Source organism: Sphingomonas sp. 179-I 2A4 NHS (assembly GCF_045369135.1).
In the GTDB taxonomy this organism is placed as follows: Bacteria; Pseudomonadota; Alphaproteobacteria; order Sphingomonadales; family Sphingomonadaceae; genus Sphingomonas.
The window spans coordinates 1-16,147 of sequence record NZ_JBIQFL010000012.1 but is presented as its reverse complement, the minus strand read 5'-3'; the positions used below and the strand labels follow the sequence as shown (position 1 = coordinate 16,147).

Below are 16,147 nucleotides of genomic sequence, written 5' to 3'. Positions count from 1 at the left end.
CTCTCTACCGAGGTGCGCCGGCAAACCTTTCACCAAAGGGTAGCTGCCTCCCCTCCCCTGTTCGCAATTCATAGCGCTGGATGCAGCAAGAACTGATTTGCCGGCGAGCGCGGTCTCGTTCCCCTTGTCCCAGTGGTGAAACACGAGCTCTGCAGTCGGCGGCTATCGTCTATCGATAGTTGAAGGCGGTAGCTGCAATGTCCAGTCCACGGGTTCTCTGACCCACAACGGCATGCTTCTCGTGATCAGGCTTGGCAGGAAGGCCCCACAGCGGCCTTCTGGGCGCTTTGCTTGCCGTGGGGATAGCCGAGAGCGGAAACACGCTGTGCGGGCTGCTGGCGGCGCTCAGTGCAGGTCGGACTTCGTTCGGGTCTTGGAAAATGGCTCCTGTCACGGTGCCCTCGGCGACCTGAGCGTAGTGAGGTGCTCCGCGATGGCTGGCTTGCAAGGAGTCTAGGCGCCGCGATAATCGACGTCGATCTGCGGTCGGGTGTGTGAGGCGACGCACGCGACGGAGCTTTTTGGGTGGACGACGTGCTTAGTGCGCGGCGATCGTCCCTTCCCCTTCTTCCCAATCAATTCTTCAAAAGAAGGGAGCGCCGCAGGCGGGTTAATCTCTTTAGAGAATAGGATAAAAAGTTAAGCTGTGGATGGATCTTTCGCGACTCGCCGATTCAGCGCGAGTCGGGAGTTCAGCGCCGTTCCCATTATACCGTTTGGCCGTTCCTGAAATACCCTGCGGGGCGTTCCCATTGAACCGTGATTCGGTTCCTCATGTACCGTGCCCCGTTCCTGAAATACCGTGGGCACGGCGCGGGCCACAGGACGTCTCCAAGGGAGTAAAACGCGTTTTACTCGTCCGCAAAGTGGCTGTTTTCCGTGCCTTTCAGGCATGTTACACCCGGCAGCGCTCGTTGTCGAACTATAGGCGTCAGGCGAGGCCGCCCTGTGTTCGGAGGAGTCGAGCGGCATTTCCGCGGCCCTCCCGAGTCCTTGGGCGAATCATTGACGGTCTTTTAGGAACGGGACCCTGCGGAACTGACCTAAAACGGCGATGATCTCGACGTTTTGTTGCCTTGAGCGCATCCCGCTCGGCTGCCTGGACCGCGAAGTTTCGAGGTTTCTCGGGAGCCGGCCAGTGATCTCGACGGTACATTGAGAACGGGGCTTGGCCAGGCGATGGGCGCCGATTGTGGATGTCTAGCGCTCCCGGAGGCGTTTGCAGTCGAAGCATTCACGGTATTTCAGGAACGGCATCGAAGCAGCGAGGATGACTCCCCCTCCCCTCCCCAGCCTCTTTGGAGCGTCGACAGTTTGACCTTTAGAGTCCTCTAGCAAGGAGGAACCCCTCCGACTTCAGTCGGATACTGGCTTCAGCCACAGACTCGCGTGCTAGCCTGTAACCTCGGGAAAAGCGGAAGCCGCCGAAGGCGTGAAGCTTCCGCTTTTCCCGAGGTTACAGGCTATGGCGTATCGGTCCGGTTGTCACACCACATTCCATCATCGCTACCATCTCGTTTGGGCGCCGAAGTATCGGTACAAGGTGCTGATCGGCGATGTTCGGCTACGGGTGCGCGAGATCATCCGTCAGGTCTGTGCCGAGATGGGCGTGAAGATCATCAACGGCGCGCTGTCGAAGGACCACGTACACATGTTCGTCGAAATCCCGCCGCACGTCTCGGTCAGCGACTTCGTGCGCCGGGCCAAGGGGCGCTCATCCCGCAAGATCCAACAGGAATTCGAGCACATCCGCAAACGATATTGGGGCCAACGCTTCTGGCAGCGCGGCTACTTCTCGACCACATCCGGCAACATCACCGATGACATCATCATGCGTTACCTCGACCGACATACCCACAAGGACGGCTTCAGCCCCACCGCTTGATCCTACCGGCGTCAGCCGGTCAGTGATTCAGCTATCAGATCCGGGCAATCTGATCACAAATCCCACCCTATAAGCGCCGTTCTCTAAGTACCGTGACGGCTGCCTGGAGAGGTGGAACGGGCGATCCTCCCGCTGGCGCAGCTGTGCCCGGCAAAGCTCATCCGAGAAGAAGGCTGGCAAAGGATCGCGCGTGGTTGGATCTTCGCAGCCCACGCACATTTGATGGGGCGCCATACAGACGGGTCCGGGGCCCGGCTCGTTACTTCGGGAACGGTCCACACGGATAAGTTGACGTGCGCGCGCGAGCCATTCTCGACCCTGTTCCTGAAAGACCGTTTTGGCGGATTGCGCCTACGGCGTCGATCAGTTGACCGGACGCTGCTTCGCGCAAAAGGTCGCGAATATCTGTGTGATGTTCTTCGCGTCGAACGCTATCTCGCGCTGCCGGAGGAAGTTCCGGAAATCGTCTCCAACGAGACCGTGGTCGCGTTGGGGGCTGGGCAGGTTGGCGCGGGCGATCGCACCGAATGCCGAATGCGAGATATGCCCGCTCGAGGGGAAGGAGATAGCCGGTTCCTCGGGCGCCTTTTCCTTGACGGCCGCAGGCGAGGCTTGGGCGAGGGCAGGGGAGGGCTTGCCCTCCTCGGACGGCTCGCGATCGCGCCTGGTCATGCGCAGCAGCGGTTCGGCATCGTCACGCTGTTCGATGTCCAGGGAGTAGCCTGGCAGATCGTTCTCCCGAGCGATCTTGGTCATCTCGAACTTGAAGCGCCGATAATCGCCTTCCGCGCCGGATTTCTCGAAGAGCGTTGGCATCGAGATGGCGAAACCGTCGCTTCCGGCCCCACCCGCATGTTTGCGCGCGACCCGATAGAGCCAGCGTTCGCGCCCGCCTGTGAGCGAGAAATAAGCCGGATCGATGGCGAGCACGCCGCCGTCCATCAACACCCCGTCGTAGAACCATTTCGCGAGGGTAATTCTCATTCCCCGCACGTTTCCGGACCGATCCTTAAGCTGGCTGTGACTGTCGATCCAGGAGAAGGTGGTCTCGACGGCATCTCCTGAGCGGATGTTCGTCTTCACCGTGGTCGATTGGAGCCTGTCGAGGGCATTGCCCAGAAGATCGTAAGCGCGTCCACCAACCTCGCGCTTCAGAGTCTTCAGCATGTCGTATGGGACGACGTGGAGCGTCTGCGGGATGTCGTTGGCACCTCGCCGCTTGTGCTCGATCAAAACTGACGCGCAGTAAATCAGTATGTCGAGGTCGTAGATAGTCGCCAGACCATATTCCGAATTAGCGGAGACATGGACGGTGATCTTACGATCCGGACTGACATAGTCGATCGGCTTGAGTCGCTTGCGCTTCGACAGCGAGAAAAAGGGCCGCTCCATCGTTTCGCGCTGATCCCGAAGAGGAAGCGCAGTCAGCTGAGGGAGAAAGAGGTCTACTTGACCGTCTTCGCGGTGATCCTGTTGCATCTCGTGTCCCGTGGCATCGGTAAAACGCATTTTACCGGGAGCCAACTAATTGAAAATAAAGCGTTAAACTAGATTTTACTCAATTTCGACTGAACTTCGCACTCTCAAGGGCAGGGCGGAGCGCTTCGAGGATCTCGTCGACCGACGCTGTGCCCTTGGGGTTGATGTTGATCGTAATTCCCTTGGCCCGTGTATCAGCAAGAACCTGTCCGATCTCGCGACCCGAGGCGGCGGTGAGGGCCGGCTTGGCACGGGGTACAGGCTTCTTCGACGCCGCGGGAGCCACTGCGGCTGCGGCCAGGCGCTCACAGACCTTGATACCCTCAATCTTGTCGCTTCCAGCGTCCTTCAGCGCCTGTTGCTCGGCACCGAGGGCTATAGCTGCGGCGATGATCGCGTCGCGGTGCTGTTCGTTCTTCAGCAGGGGCGAGAGCCGCATGCCGTGTCGGACCTTGAGGTCTCCGGGCTCGGCGAACGCTGCCACGACCTCGTCCGGCAACTCCGCGAGCTGGAGGAGGTTGTGGAGGTTCTGCTTGGCGATGGCCAAGCGATCGGCCATCTGCGTGCGAACCCCGTTGTAATATGCGTCGACAGCGTGCCTGTAATTGCGCGCACGCTCCAAATCGGTGACGTCCTCGCGCTCTCGATTTTCCAAATCGGCGAGCCGGAAAGCGGCCTCGTCATCGAGCGTCTCGATACGCGCTACGAGCTCGATTTCGCTATGGTTGTTGGCATTCAGCCAGGAAACCGAGAAATGCCGGCGGGTGCCGACGATCAACTCGTAGGGGGTCTCGGCGTTCGGCGTCCGCCGCACCACAACCGGCTCGCGGTTCGTCCCCTCCTCGCGGATGGAATCAATGAGCGAGGCACAGCGTTCGTGGCTCAGCGCCGCATGATCGCGAGCATTGCCCGGCCAGATGGAGCATTCCGAGGGCTTCAGACGGATAGTCGGACGTTTGACCGTGCGGGCGATTTCATCGAACGCAATACCACGCCGCTCCAGGAATGAGGGCGTCGAAGGTTCGTCGACCGGCTTATCGCGATCGACCAGCGCCTCGGCATCCGCGACTTCGGCCACGGACGTGGGGGCAGGGGTCGTGCCGATGCTTTCGATGGCATTCGCCAGTAGGCTGCGACGCCGGCCCCCTGCGCTGCTCATGCCGCCTCCGTCAGTCTGTCGGTGCCGACCTGCGCCATACGCGACGGCCACTGCTTGCAAATATCCTTTTCGATCTCGCGAAACACCATGTTGAGGTTGTCACGGCACCGCGTGTACGTCTGGTGCGACCCATATGGTTTGTTGATTTCGTAGATCGACGACATCGACAACCCGGCATTCTTGATCTCTTCCGACAGGAGTATCGGCGTCGACAGCATCTGGCCAGCGTAGGTCTTCTCCATGACCTGAAGCATTTGAGCCTCGTTGGTCCTGTTGGGCTGGAACATGGTGCAGACGACGCGAATGAACCCGTAGTCGATCGAAGTGTCGAACTTCGAGACGAGGTCCATCGCTTCGCGACAGGTCTGCATGAAGTGGATTGTCGAAAGATAATCGAGTTGCCGAGCCGGCACGGGGATCAGCAAGCCGTCCGCGGCCGTCAACGTGTTCACGCCCAAAAAGCCCATGGCAGGGGGAGGATCGAGGATAACGACGTCATAGTCGTGCCGGACCTCTTCCAGGCCAATTCTCAGCATGCGGAACGCGCCGGCAATGGCGGTAGGGCCCTCCTCGATGGTTGCTGTCAGTTCCCACTCGGTGTCCTGGAGGCCCAGGTTGGCGGGGCAGATATCGATATTCGGCCACGAGGTCTTTTGGATCGTCTTTCGCAGCGAATCGGCTTCGTCGATTCTGGGGGAGAGGAAGTTCGAGAGCGTGTGCGTCTCGTCCACCAATGCCTCTAGATTGACGTCGAACATAACACTCATCGACGCCTGGGGATCGCAATCGACAACAAGAACGCGATATCCCCGCAGCGCAAGGTAATCTGCAAGATGCTTGCCCGTCGTCGATTTGCTGACGCCGCCCTTGAAGTTCTGCACGGCGATGACGACCGCGCGCTCGGAGGGCAATTTACCCATCTTGATGCCGAGCTTCTCGCGAATGGCGATCAAATCTTCGACCGTGTAGAATCGGCGTCCGTTGGTGGCCGTCTTGGGGGCGGGCAAGCGTCCGCGCGCCTCAGCCTTGGAAAGCGCTTCCGGCGTTCGGCCGAGCAATTCAGCGGCGACTGTCGCCCCCATTGAAATGTTCAGCGTTTTGCGATCGGATGGATCAATGGCCGCCTGTCGCAGCACGGTCTTGGCATTCTCGCACGAGGTAATCATCGCATCGAGAATCTGACCCGACAGCATGGGCATGTCCCCTTTTTGAACCCAAACCGGCCACGGTTCGTGAAAAGCACCGCATAATGGCCCCTAATCCCGGACAGATATGCCAAATGCAGGGTGGTTAGTCAAATAGGGTGACCTGACCCGGCGTGCGCAGGGACAAGTCCTCTTATTGCCCCCGAGTCCCGGACCATCCGCGTGTGTATCATTTCGCCTATAAACCCGGACGAAAATCAAGATGAGTCACTCGCCAGCACGCGCCGCTTGAGGACTTATCCTCAAGTCTTGTCCGACTTTGAAGCTCAGACAACGGGCATTCACAGCAACGCGAATCATCTCAAAGATGATTGGCGGGCACAGCGTCAGAGATGGAACCTCTCAGTCCACGGCGATTCGGCTCGAGCCGGGACTATTCGCTCCAACAACTGCTTTCGAGACATGAAAAGAGTCGCGTCTCGCACGACCCATCGCGCGATCTGTTCCGTCTTGCTTCTCCGATAACCTCTAAAACGGTGTTCGTGGAGAAGGGGAGGGGGGCCGAGGTTGTGAAAGGAGCCGATCATGGCCCTCACAGCCGAACGACCTTCGCAGCAACTCATCGATCTTGTTGGCGCACTTGGCGGCACATGGCACGGCAGAACCGCCATGTGCCTTTGCCCGGCGCATTCCGACAGCACCCCAAGCCTGTCGATCCGCCAGGGCAATCGCGGAATTCTAGTGACCTGCTTCGCCGGATGCGACCGGGAAGACGTTCTGCGTGAACTCCGACGCGTGCCCATTCGCGACCATTTCAGCTATACCGATACTCCTGCCGTCTCTTCCGGCAATGCCAGCCGGCTATGGGATGACGCCCTTTCCCTCGGAGGCACGCTGGCAGAACGCTATCTATAGCGGCCTGCAATGATGCTCGACCAAACGCGCAATAGAGGGGAGTTTTCGGCGCAGATTAGTTGAGACGGATGGCGTTGCTCGACGCACATTGCGTGAGACGCAGCGCACGATCGGTGAGACGGACGCACAATGCTGATACGCTGACGCAGGATGCCGGTTTGGCGCCATCACAGCGGCAACCCTGCCGCCCTCATCTCGTCGGTGAGTTCACGGGTCCGCACCGGGTCGAGGCCACCATGCAGCAGCTTTCGGAGCTCGGCGAGCTTGGTGTAAACCAAATCGGGTCAACCTCCACCAAGGCCTTTTTCAGCGATCTTCAACTGCTGTGACATCAATTTGAAGCAAACGTGCTGTACACATCGCATGTTAAAGCCTGGAATTAATATCAAAGCTAATCGGAGCCTGCGGTGATGGAAAGGCGCAAGTCACCTCGGCTACTAGGCGTTTTGGCTATTGCCTTGGCGGCGCTTGGCGTTGTCAGTTCCCTGGTTCTTCGTCAATCTGGATCCTATAGCGATAAGCGCGGCGAGGTCCAGGTGGTCACCGGCTCCTCTGCATTGCCTTCCCTGACCCCCAGCGCTATCTCCTCACGCGTGGCCGATACCACAGAGGAGAAGAGTAGCGCATTCGATATTTCAGGCGATCCGGAACGGGTCCGGCGTTCCCTTCACAGCCAAAGCCGCGATCTCGCATGGGCACCGGGTACCGAAGGCAAGATCAGAGAAGTATTTGCCTCGGCTGGCGCTCCCACGCAAATTTCCGTAGATTGTCGATCAGCCGGATGCGAAATCAAGGGTGAGCTTTCGGGCCTTAGCAGCTCAAACTTGCCGCAAGTGTTAAATCGGATCGCTGGCGAACCAGTCAACAAAGCTTTGCGCGCAAGCGGCTTGACGCCAGACAAAAGTCCAACATACAGCATTATTTCAAACGACCCGGTGAGGGTATCGTTTAGCAGAGTCGTCTCGCGTGATATCGCTCAGGTGGAGCGATAAGAGATGCCGTTTCGCTTTATCATACGATCCGTGGCTCTCAAGGGATTGTTTGTATTTACCGGCTGCATTCAACTTTCTGCATGCTCAGCTGTAGCGCCGTACGTAGCGGCATCTCCACCTACCGATATCGTGATCCCGGAACATTTAAATGGCCGGCTGTCGTACCGCGGCAACTGTACCTACCTTATGGTTTCTGGATCAAAGCGGACGCTGATCTGGCCTCATGGTCATGTGTGGGACAGCACCGCGAAGGCAGTGAAGGCACCCGATGGCCGCCTCTTCAAAAGTGGAATGCAGGTTACGATCCGCGGCGGTGATGGGTCGATCGAGTTCCTGCAAGGCGATCCAGAGGCATATCAGCAGCTCCAAGCATGTGGAGGTCCGTACGTAACCAGTAGCTATGTTGAAGGAGAAGGGTGATGAAGAAGCGTGCTTTTCGGCTTGGCGCAGCCTGCGTCCTCGCCTCGGTCGCGATTTCGGCAGCGCATGCCGTATCGAACACGAAAACCATTCGACTTGCAACGTTTGACGAACCGTTCAACGATCCTGACGATGCGACTGCCAAACAGCTCTCGAAGACGGAGGGCCTTACTGTTGCAGAGGCGTCGCGACGTTTGCGGATCATGGGAGAGTTGGGGCGTCTGGCGCCCGCGCTCTCGGCACGTTTTCCCAAAGGCTTCGCTGGGGCCGAAGCGACTACGGGATCCGACTTCCGTGTTGCTATCTATGGTGTAGCTGCGGACCTCGAAGCGATCGGTAACGCCGCACGTCAGTTCGCCGGCAAAGGTGAACTCGCCAGCGTTCTCGATGTTCGCACTGCACCAGTATGAGAGTCTGAGATAGGGGCGCAGGCGCGGGGATATCTCTCATCGCTCGGCTCAAACGCTACGATCGCCACCAATGCGCGAACGGGGCAAATCAAATTATTGGTGAAAGATCCCACTTCCGCCCTCGCGGCGATTGTTGGCGGACGATTTCGTGCGGCGCCTGGAACGCAGATAGAGCAATTCGACGGCATTGCTCTCACGGCAACGGAGGTTCCGGGCGGCCAGAACTATCGCGGCACGTTCTCTAACGGCGACATCAATGAATGTACGCGAGGCTTTAACGTCAAACAAACCAACGGCTCGCTCTATGGCGTGACGACCGCAGGCCACTGCGAGAATAATGGCAGGGATGAAACCACCGGGGTTTCACTCGCATTTCGCCAAGAATGGGTGTCAAACGGCGTGGATAGCCAGTGGCACACATTCTCCGGCGGAAACAACTATCTGGTTGTTCCGAAGTTCTATAACGGTGCTGGGGTCGTTACCGTCACTGGAGCGCAAGGTGTCGCGCAAGGGCAGTATATTTGCAAGTATGGCCGATCGACAGGTCAGACATGCGGTTACACCGACCCATACACCTATACGGATAGTTACGGTGCCTTCTATAGAATGAACAGTAACTCGACCTATCCGCGGCAGAGCCTTGAAGGCGATAGTGGTGGCCCGGTCTTCACCGGGTCGATTGCGCTCGGACAGGTTCACGGACGTGACGGGGGAAATCCGACGCCCGGCCCTGTCACTAACATGTATTTCACCCCGCTGACGGCTTGGGCACCGAACAACGTGACGGTCGGTGTTACCTGCTACTGCTGACGCTCCAAATTGAGCCGTCGTTGAAAGATTAAACAGGCGGAGACTGGCGCCGCTTTCTCGATAGGCGAGGAAGCGGCGCGCTATTAAGGCCCGCCCACGCATGAGTATATAGCGGCAGCCCCAAAACTTGCCGACGAGTTGCCGCAACCAAAATGACCTGTGAGGAGGCCGTTCCGGGAAAGGCGTCCATCAGGCTTGTGGCACGCTACAAAGTAATCAGAAAAACGACCGGGGCTGTTGAAAAATGCGCCGCTGGTGGCTGGGTCCGGTTGGGGGCGGAATGACACCCCAACGCGTAGCGATCCCGTCTCGCATGGGATCGAGAAATGGGAAAGTGACTATCCCTCCCGTTGCGGCGGCAGCCTTCGATATGTCGCTTTTACTTTCCCGGCCGCAAGCCATCTGGGTAGTCGTTCATTGTACCTCGGCGCACAGCGATATGGAAGAACCCAGATCGCCGCACGATCGCTTCAGCCTTACGAACGCAACTAGCTGCCCGCTTGTCGTCTGAAACCAAATCGATTTTCCGTTGCTTATCTGGCAATTCTCTTAACCAATCGCGAACTTCTCGCTCTTTCGACATGACCATATCTTGGATTTGAAAATGGCATACCCCCTCTTCGACATGAACATAAACGGGATAGCCAAGAGACTGTCCTGCTAACGATAGCGCCAGTGCCATGTATGTATTGGTCATGCGTACACGCCTAACACGTATGATCGGCTCCGCAATAATGCTGTCTGCTCGCCGCCTATTCCCGATTGGGAAGCGTGAGCAGGAATCTACGCTGATTGCGAGCAAGACAAGCTGTAAGCGTGGCCTGAGGGCCGCCTTGCCCGTTTGGCCGTAGCCGGGATGCTTATCGTCTTTGACGAGGGCGCGGGCGGTGCGGGAAGTTTTCGGTTCTGAGACTGGTCGTACGAGCGCTCGACGGCCTCGGTGGAGGTGGAGGCGATCCGCGAGCGGTGGGCCGGGATGGTCAACAGCGCGCTGGAACACGCCCAGGTAGCCGAGCGGGTCGATCACCGCAGTTACGAGCGTCAGGGGCTGGATATCGAACCGACCGTGAAGATGGGCCATGCGTCGGCCGCGATCGAGCGGCGCGCGTCGGCCGAGCAGATCGCGGCCGGCAAGGAGCCGCACGCCGTTACCCCGCGCGGGCAGATGAACGAGGCGATCATGGAGAAGCGGGGGCTGGGCTTCTACATCGAGCGTGGTCAGGAGCGGATACGGGAGTGGTCCCACCAACTCCGCGAGCGTGCCGATCTAGCGATGCAGGGCATGTCCAGCTTGGTCCAGGGCGCAGCGCGGGCGATGCGATCGGGGCTACAGACCAGCAGCGAGGGCGGGTTCGGGGCGGTGCCGGCGCTCGACCAGTCACCCCAGCGCGACCAGGTGCCGGCGATTGAGCTGGACCAATCGGGGCAGCGTGGGCGCGATCGGCAGCGAGAGCAGGAGCTAGACCGTCAGCGTGGACGTGACGGGCCGGATGTCGGGTTCGGGCGGTAGGGTCGCTGTCGAAGAATCGTTTTCGGCAGAGTGTAAGGTAATGCTTGACAAATGTCAGGAAATGCCTTACAATGTGTCTATGATTAAAACATACACCAGCAAGGCGCTCGAAGCCTTCGCCACCAAGGGAGATGGCTCAAAACTTCCCGTCCAGAACCACAACCGCGTTCGCCGCATCCTGCTCACGCTGGATGCTGCCACGAAGCCCGAGGACATGAATGTTCCGGGCTTTCGCTTTCATGGGTTGAGCACCAAGCCCAAACGATATGCGGTCGATGCCAGCGGCAATTACCGGGTCACATGGGCTTGGGATGACGGCGATGCGATCGACGTGAACATCGAGGACTATCACTAGGAGGGTGTCCCCCCTCCTAAAAATCTGTCAGTCATTGCTTGACATGTAAGGCTTTAGTTTACACATAGGACTTACACAGAGACGCATGATGATCCGGGATCGGCCCGGACAGGAGACAGATGATGAACCAGCTCGTATCCGGCCTTGCCCCGATGCACCCCGGTGAGCTGCTGCGGGAGGACATTCTGCCCGCGCTCAACAAGCCCAAGGCGGAGATCGCCAGGCTGATCGAGGTGTCGCGGCAGACCCTCTACGATATCCTCGCTGAAAAGCAGGATGTCACCCCGACTATGGCGCTTCGGATCGGCAAGCTCACCGGCACCACGCCCGAAATGTGGGTGAACATGCAGCGCAATTACGACCTGCGCGTGCAGGCCGTGAAGGATGCCGATATCATCGCGCGTATCCCGACCTTGGAAGCCGCCTGATCCTTTCTCGATTTCCCGTCGAGGTCGAGCCATTTCGGGAAAAGTGAATTGGGAACAAATTCTGGGAAAAGCCCGCCTCGCCGCCCGCTTTACGCCGACAGCGAGGCGGGCTTTCTCATACGCCCTCGTTTCAGAGAAGCGCAGGTCGGACCTGCAAAAAGGGCTTGCAATGTAGGATTCTAAATCGTTCACCCTTTGTTCCGCACTCATGGTGAGTCGGGCTTGGGTGGTCCGCCGCAACGGTCGGGCCGTCCATGCTGTAGATGATCGTCATCAGGAGAATGCATGCGTACGTTGCTTACCGTCATTTCGGCCCTTCTCTGCACCACGCCGCTCGCGGCGCAGGAGATGAAGGCTCCCCCACTCCCGACACCGCAAAACTCCAAGGGGTCGGGCAAGGACCTCCAGGTCGAGTACCTAGCCCAGCAATACGGTATCTCGGCCGCGGAGGCGGCAGAGCGTGTCGACGTCCTCCGCGATGTCCAGCAAATCGTGGACGTCGCGGTCGCCAGCGATCCGGACGGCTTCGCGGGCCTGTGGGTGGAGCACACGCCGACGTTCAAGATCATCGTCGCATTCACCGGCCAGGACGAGCGCAAGGCGTTCCTGGATCAGATTCCGGCGAAGCTGCGGCGCTATGTGCAGCTGCGCAACGCGACCAAATCGCTCGCGGCGGCGCAGCAGGACCTGGATGCGATCTTGAAGGCCATCACCGCCGCCAAGCTTCCCTTCGAGACGTATTTCGAGCCGAGAAGCCAGAATTATGTCGTCACGGTGAAAGACCAAGCGGCTGCTCAGACGGCCCGGGGCTTGATCCCCCCGACGTTGCGCTCGGCCGTGAAGGTCGAGGTGGGGCCGATTCTACAAACCTTCCAGACCAACGTGCGGCCAGGCGATGCGGTCTATGGCGGATGGGAGCTGGTCGACTCGACCGGGCGCGCGACCTGTAGTTACGGTTTCGCCGGAAGGGACAGCAACGGCCGGGACTCGATCCTGACCGCCGCCCACTGCCGGACGAACCCGCCCTACGTGGTCGGGTCCGATGGTAGCCACCTGGTGCAACTGCCGGCCGCAACGGAGACGCGTTATGGCGACCTCTATGATTTCCGTTATCATCCGGTGGTCGGCCTTAGCACCGGGTACTGGGTCTATTTCCAGAACTCCAAGGCGGTGACCGATTACCCGTCCTACGTGAACACGGTTCCGGGCTTCTATGGAGATGGCTATTTCACCACCCGGGGTACGCTCAAGCAGTCGTCCTACAACTCGAACCACTATATCGGAATGCCCGTGTGCAAGAGCGGCATGACGACCGGCTTCACCTGCGGCACCGTCCAGTCAAGCTCGGTGTCGGGCACCGATGATCGAGGCGTGAGTTATTCGAGCTTCGTGAAGGTCAGCGGATCGAGCCAGCAGGTGATCGCCTTCGGCGGCGACAGCGGGGCGCCTGTATTCTCATACCCGAACGGCTCGTACGAGATCGTCGCCTATGGCATTCTCAAGGGAGGCAGCACCGACGCTTATGGGCGTCCCTGCACCGGGAGCGCTTGTTCGTTCTCATATATGCCGATCGATCGGGTGAACGACAGGGTTCCCTTCCTGATCCACACCACCCAAGGGCTATTGGTGCCTTGAGCGCCCGAGCGGTCCCGATGATGTTGGCGTTAGGGGCGCTCGCCGCCTGTAACGCTGACCGGGAGAAGAAGGTATGGCCGTTCGCGGTTGGCCAAAGCTCGGGCGTGACGGTCGTGACCGAGCTGCCGGAGGCCGCGAACCGGTTGCGGAACGCCACACGGGATTATGGCACCTTCTTCGTGAAGGATGGCTGCCTTCAGGTCCGCGTCGGCTCCACCGTCCTGACGCCGGTCCTGCCGCTAGGATCGACCCTCGACGCTCGCGGCGACGCGATCGTCGTGGGAGGTAGGCGGTTTCCGATCGGGCGGGAGTACAGCCTGTCCTTTGCTTCGGAGGTCGGCGCCGAAGCCGGCGAGGCGGCCGCCTCGATCGGCTTGCCCGATAGATGCTCTCAACGGCTCCTTAGCATGGGCTCGCCCGGGTAGGTGTAGGGGCTTGCAATCGTAGCGGTGTCTGCTCGCCAACAGCGCTATTTCCTGCTCACGCTTGTGGATCGGCGTGGAAAAGGGACCCCGGTAGCGGGGTGATCGACGTCGAAAAAGGACCCCTCATCCCGGTGGTCTAGGGTGCTCGCTTGGCGGTGTGTCAGGCGGCGAGATCGGGATGCTGGTATTGGAGACGGTGTTGAGGATCCGGCGCGAGCACGCGTCGGGGAAGGCCATCAAGGCGATAGCGCGGGACCTGCACCTGTCGCGCAAGGTGGTGCGCAAGGCGATCCGGGCGCCGGAGGCGGACATGGGCTACCGGCGGGAGGTGCAGCCGCTGCCGAAGCTGGGGCCGTTTCAGACGCGACTGGATGCGTTGCTGGAGGAAGACGAGGCACGGCCGCGGCGCGAGAAGCTGCGCCTCACGCGTATCCACGATCTGCTGCTGCGCGAGGGGTTCGACGGCTCATACGACGCGGTGCGCCGCTATGCGGCCCGCTGGCGGCAGGCGCGGCGTCGCGACGTGATGAATGCGCCGGCGTTCATCCCGCTGCTGTTCCGACCAGGCGAGGCGTATCAGTTCGACTGGAGCCACGAGGACGTCGAGATCGCGGGCAAGCCGATGCGCGTGAAGGTCGCCCATGTGCGGCTGTGCGCTTCGCGGGCCATGTATGTGCGAGCCTATCCGCGCGAGACACAGGAGATGCTGTTCGACGCGCATGCGCGGGCATTCGCCTTCTTCGGAGGCGTGCCGACGCGCGGCATCTACGACAACATGAAGACGGCGGTGACGAGCGTGTTCACGGGCAAGGAGCGGGTCTTCAACCGGCGCTTCCTGGTCATGGCCAACCATTACATGGTCGAGCCGACCGCCTGCTCACCGGCGTCGGGCTGGGAGAAGGGTCAGGTCGAGAACCAGGTGCAGACCGCGCGTGGCAGGCTTTTCCAGCCGCGCTTGCGCTTTGCCAGCATCGAGGAGCTGAACGGCTGGCTGGAGGCGGAGTGTCGTCGCTGGGCCGACATGCACCGGCATCCGGAGCAGAAGGAGCTGACCGTCGCGCAGGCATGGGCTGCCGAGCGTGGCGTGCTCCAGCCGGTCGTCGCGCCCTTCGACGGCTTCCATGAGAGCGAGCACGCGGTGAGCGGCACATGCCTCATCAGCTTCGACCGCAACCGCTACTCCGTCTCCGCCCGGGCGGTTCGGCGGGCTGTCCAGGTCCGCGCCTATGCCGACCGCATCGTCGTGCGCTGCGACGGCCAGGTCGTCGCCGACCATCCCCGGTTCTTCGGGCGTGACCGGACCATCTACGACCCCTGGCATTACCTGCCGGTGCTGGTGACCAAGCCGGGCGCCCTGCGCAATGGCGCGCCGTTCCAGGGCTGGGAGCTGCCGCCTGCGCTGTCACGACTGCGGCGCAAGCTCGGCGCCGGTGACGATGCCGACCGGCGGTTCGTGCGCGTGCTGGCAGCCGTGCTCGACGACGGGCTGGAGGCGGTGGAAGCGGCCGTGCGCGAAGCATTGCTGGCGGGCACCGCCAGCGACGACGTCATCGTCAACATCCTGGCCCGCCGACGCGAGCCGCCCCGGCCGCTGACCATCGTCACGCCCGAGGACCTGGCGCTGCGCCACCCGCCGCGTGCCGACTGCACCCGCTATGACAGCCTGCGAGGCCTCCATGCAGCGGCATGAGATGATGACGGCCATGGCGGACCTTGGCCTCAAGGGCATGGCTGGCGCCTTCGACGAGGCCGTCACCACCGGGCTGCAGCGCAAGCGCACGACCATGGAGATCCTGACCGACCTGCTGCGTGCCGAGGCAACGTACCGCCATGCGGCGTCCGTCCGCTACCGGATGTCGGCCGCCAGGCTGCCGGCGGTGAAGGACCTCGACGCCTTCGTCTTCGACGACACCCCCATCAACGAGGGCCTGGTGCGCTCGCTATACAGCGGCTCGTTTCTTCCGGGCCGGCGCAACGTCGTGCTTGTCGGTGGGACGGGCACAGGCAAGACGCACCTCGCCACCGCCATCACCACCAATGTGGTACGGGCCGGCGCCCGGGGACGCTACTTCAACACGGTGGACCTGGTGAACCGGCTTGAGGAGGAAACGCGTCTTGGCAAGGCCGGCACGCTGGCAGCCCAGCTCTCCCGGCTCGATCTGGTGGTGCTCGACGAGCTTGGCTACCTGCCGTTCGCCCGCTCGGGCGGCCAACTGCTCTTCCACCTCGTCAGCAAGCTCTACGAGCAGACCTCGGTCATCGTGACCACGAACCTCGCCTTTGGCGAGTGGCCGACCGTCTTCGGCGACCCCAAGATGACCACCGCGCTGCTCGACCGCATTACCCACCACTGCGACATCGTCGAGACCGGCAACGACAGCTGGCGCTTCAAGCACCGCAGCTAACGCCCGGAACACCCGGCAGAGAACGCTTCGCGCTGGTTGCGCCTCCGGTCGGGCTACGCCCGCCCTACGCCGCAACCAGCGCGAACGGTGCGCCCGTCATACCCGTCACGCTGCTCGACGAAGGGGGTCCCTTTTGCACGCCGATAGGGGGTCCTTTTTGGACGCCGATTGACA

General features: G+C 60.7%; 17 protein-coding genes and 1 pseudogene. 14 read left to right on the top strand and 4 right to left on the bottom strand.

The features are described 5' to 3' along the window. The first annotated feature begins 1,465 nt into the window (after positions 1-1,465). Positions 1,466-1,885: an IS200/IS605 family transposase gene (gene tnpA, locus ACH0CP_RS16005; protein ID WP_010408862.1), complete on the top strand. Its 420-nt coding sequence runs from the start codon at positions 1,466-1,468 to the stop codon at positions 1,883-1,885. A gap of 363 nt (positions 1,886-2,248) precedes the next feature. Here the strand turns inward: tnpA and ACH0CP_RS16000 are convergent, their stop codons facing one another. The 3 genes from ACH0CP_RS16000 to ACH0CP_RS15990 all read right to left on the bottom strand — a co-directional run bounded on the left by ACH0CP_RS16000 (position 2,249) and on the right by ACH0CP_RS15990 (position 5,716). Continuing rightward, complete coding sequence (locus ACH0CP_RS16000; RefSeq protein ID WP_029623214.1) at positions 2,249-3,364, bottom strand: replication initiator protein A; 1,116 nt, start codon at positions 3,362-3,364, stop codon at positions 2,249-2,251. A gap of 79 nt (positions 3,365-3,443) precedes the next feature. Then, entirely contained in the window at positions 3,444-4,523 is a 1,080-nt protein-coding gene (locus tag ACH0CP_RS15995; protein ID WP_010408848.1) for a ParB/RepB/Spo0J family partition protein, read from the bottom strand. Next, positions 4,520-5,716: an AAA family ATPase gene (locus ACH0CP_RS15990; RefSeq protein ID WP_037447415.1), complete on the bottom strand. Its 1,197-nt coding sequence runs from the start codon at positions 5,714-5,716 to the stop codon at positions 4,520-4,522. The genes ACH0CP_RS15995 and ACH0CP_RS15990 overlap by 4 nt, the downstream gene beginning before the upstream one ends. 537 nt (positions 5,717-6,253) lie before the next feature. Here ACH0CP_RS15990 and ACH0CP_RS15985 point away from each other — a divergent pair. The 6 genes and pseudogenes from ACH0CP_RS15985 to ACH0CP_RS15960 all read left to right on the top strand — a co-directional run. Next, positions 6,254-6,580 (top strand): annotated as a pseudogene (locus tag ACH0CP_RS15985) (virulence-associated protein E); the annotation flags it as partial. A gap of 71 nt (positions 6,581-6,651) precedes the next feature. Continuing rightward, on the top strand, positions 6,652-6,912 hold the full coding sequence (locus tag ACH0CP_RS15980; RefSeq protein ID WP_164522010.1) for a hypothetical protein: 261 nt from the start codon (positions 6,652-6,654) through the stop codon (positions 6,910-6,912). 81 nt (positions 6,913-6,993) lie between these two features. Continuing rightward, positions 6,994-7,575 (top strand): hypothetical protein, encoded by a 582-nt coding sequence (locus tag ACH0CP_RS15975; RefSeq protein WP_137787967.1) that lies wholly within the window; start codon positions 6,994-6,996, stop codon positions 7,573-7,575. A gap of 3 nt (positions 7,576-7,578) precedes the next feature. Further along, complete coding sequence (locus ACH0CP_RS15970; protein WP_125962616.1) at positions 7,579-7,995, top strand: hypothetical protein; 417 nt, start codon at positions 7,579-7,581, stop codon at positions 7,993-7,995. Continuing rightward, positions 7,995-8,405, top strand: a complete 411-nt coding sequence (locus ACH0CP_RS15965; protein ID WP_037447418.1) for a hypothetical protein — start codon at positions 7,995-7,997, stop codon at positions 8,403-8,405. The genes ACH0CP_RS15970 and ACH0CP_RS15965 overlap by 1 nt, the downstream gene beginning before the upstream one ends. A 99-nt stretch (positions 8,406-8,504) precedes the next feature. Next, the gene (locus ACH0CP_RS15960; protein ID WP_156444654.1) at positions 8,505-9,215 is read left to right on the top strand and encodes a S1 family peptidase; all 711 of its coding nucleotides are present in this window, start codon (positions 8,505-8,507) and stop codon (positions 9,213-9,215) included. Between the two features lie 379 nt (positions 9,216-9,594). On the opposite strand, the gene ACH0CP_RS15955 is transcribed toward ACH0CP_RS15960, so the two are convergent. Continuing rightward, positions 9,595-9,912 carry a hypothetical protein gene (locus ACH0CP_RS15955; RefSeq protein WP_125962618.1) on the bottom strand — a complete coding sequence of 106 codons (318 nt, stop codon included), beginning with the start codon at positions 9,910-9,912 and terminating at the stop codon, positions 9,595-9,597. Positions 9,913-10,155: 243 nt separating this feature from the next. Here ACH0CP_RS15955 and ACH0CP_RS15950 point away from each other — a divergent pair, with 243 nt between their 5' ends. The 7 genes from ACH0CP_RS15950 to istB all read left to right on the top strand — a co-directional run bounded on the left by ACH0CP_RS15950 (position 10,156) and on the right by istB (position 15,973). Beyond that, complete coding sequence (locus tag ACH0CP_RS15950; RefSeq protein ID WP_051749614.1) at positions 10,156-10,725, top strand: MobA/MobL family protein; 570 nt, start codon at positions 10,156-10,158, stop codon at positions 10,723-10,725. Then, on the top strand, positions 10,688-11,080 hold the full coding sequence (locus ACH0CP_RS15945; RefSeq protein WP_231729951.1) for a type II toxin-antitoxin system RelE/ParE family toxin: 393 nt from the start codon (positions 10,688-10,690) through the stop codon (positions 11,078-11,080). Before ACH0CP_RS15950 ends, ACH0CP_RS15945 begins: the two co-directional genes overlap by 38 nt. A 122-nt stretch (positions 11,081-11,202) precedes the next feature. Continuing rightward, the gene (locus ACH0CP_RS15940) at positions 11,203-11,508 is read left to right on the top strand and encodes a HigA family addiction module antitoxin (RefSeq protein WP_205499322.1); all 306 of its coding nucleotides are present in this window, start codon (positions 11,203-11,205) and stop codon (positions 11,506-11,508) included. 294 nt (positions 11,509-11,802) lie between these two features. Next, on the top strand, positions 11,803-13,143 hold the full coding sequence (locus tag ACH0CP_RS15935) for a S1 family peptidase (RefSeq protein ID WP_156455409.1): 1,341 nt from the start codon (positions 11,803-11,805) through the stop codon (positions 13,141-13,143). A 17-nt stretch (positions 13,144-13,160) separates the two neighbouring features. Continuing rightward, complete coding sequence (locus tag ACH0CP_RS15930; RefSeq protein ID WP_037447536.1) at positions 13,161-13,568, top strand: hypothetical protein; 408 nt, start codon at positions 13,161-13,163, stop codon at positions 13,566-13,568. Between the two features lie 178 nt (positions 13,569-13,746). Next, positions 13,747-15,258: an IS21 family transposase gene (istA, locus tag ACH0CP_RS15925; RefSeq protein WP_406893929.1), complete on the top strand. Its 1,512-nt coding sequence runs from the start codon at positions 13,747-13,749 to the stop codon at positions 15,256-15,258. Continuing rightward, positions 15,245-15,973, top strand: a complete 729-nt coding sequence (gene istB, locus ACH0CP_RS15920; RefSeq protein WP_406893928.1) for an IS21-like element helper ATPase IstB — start codon at positions 15,245-15,247, stop codon at positions 15,971-15,973. The genes istA and istB overlap by 14 nt, the downstream gene beginning before the upstream one ends. Positions 15,974-16,147 lie beyond the last annotated feature (174 nt).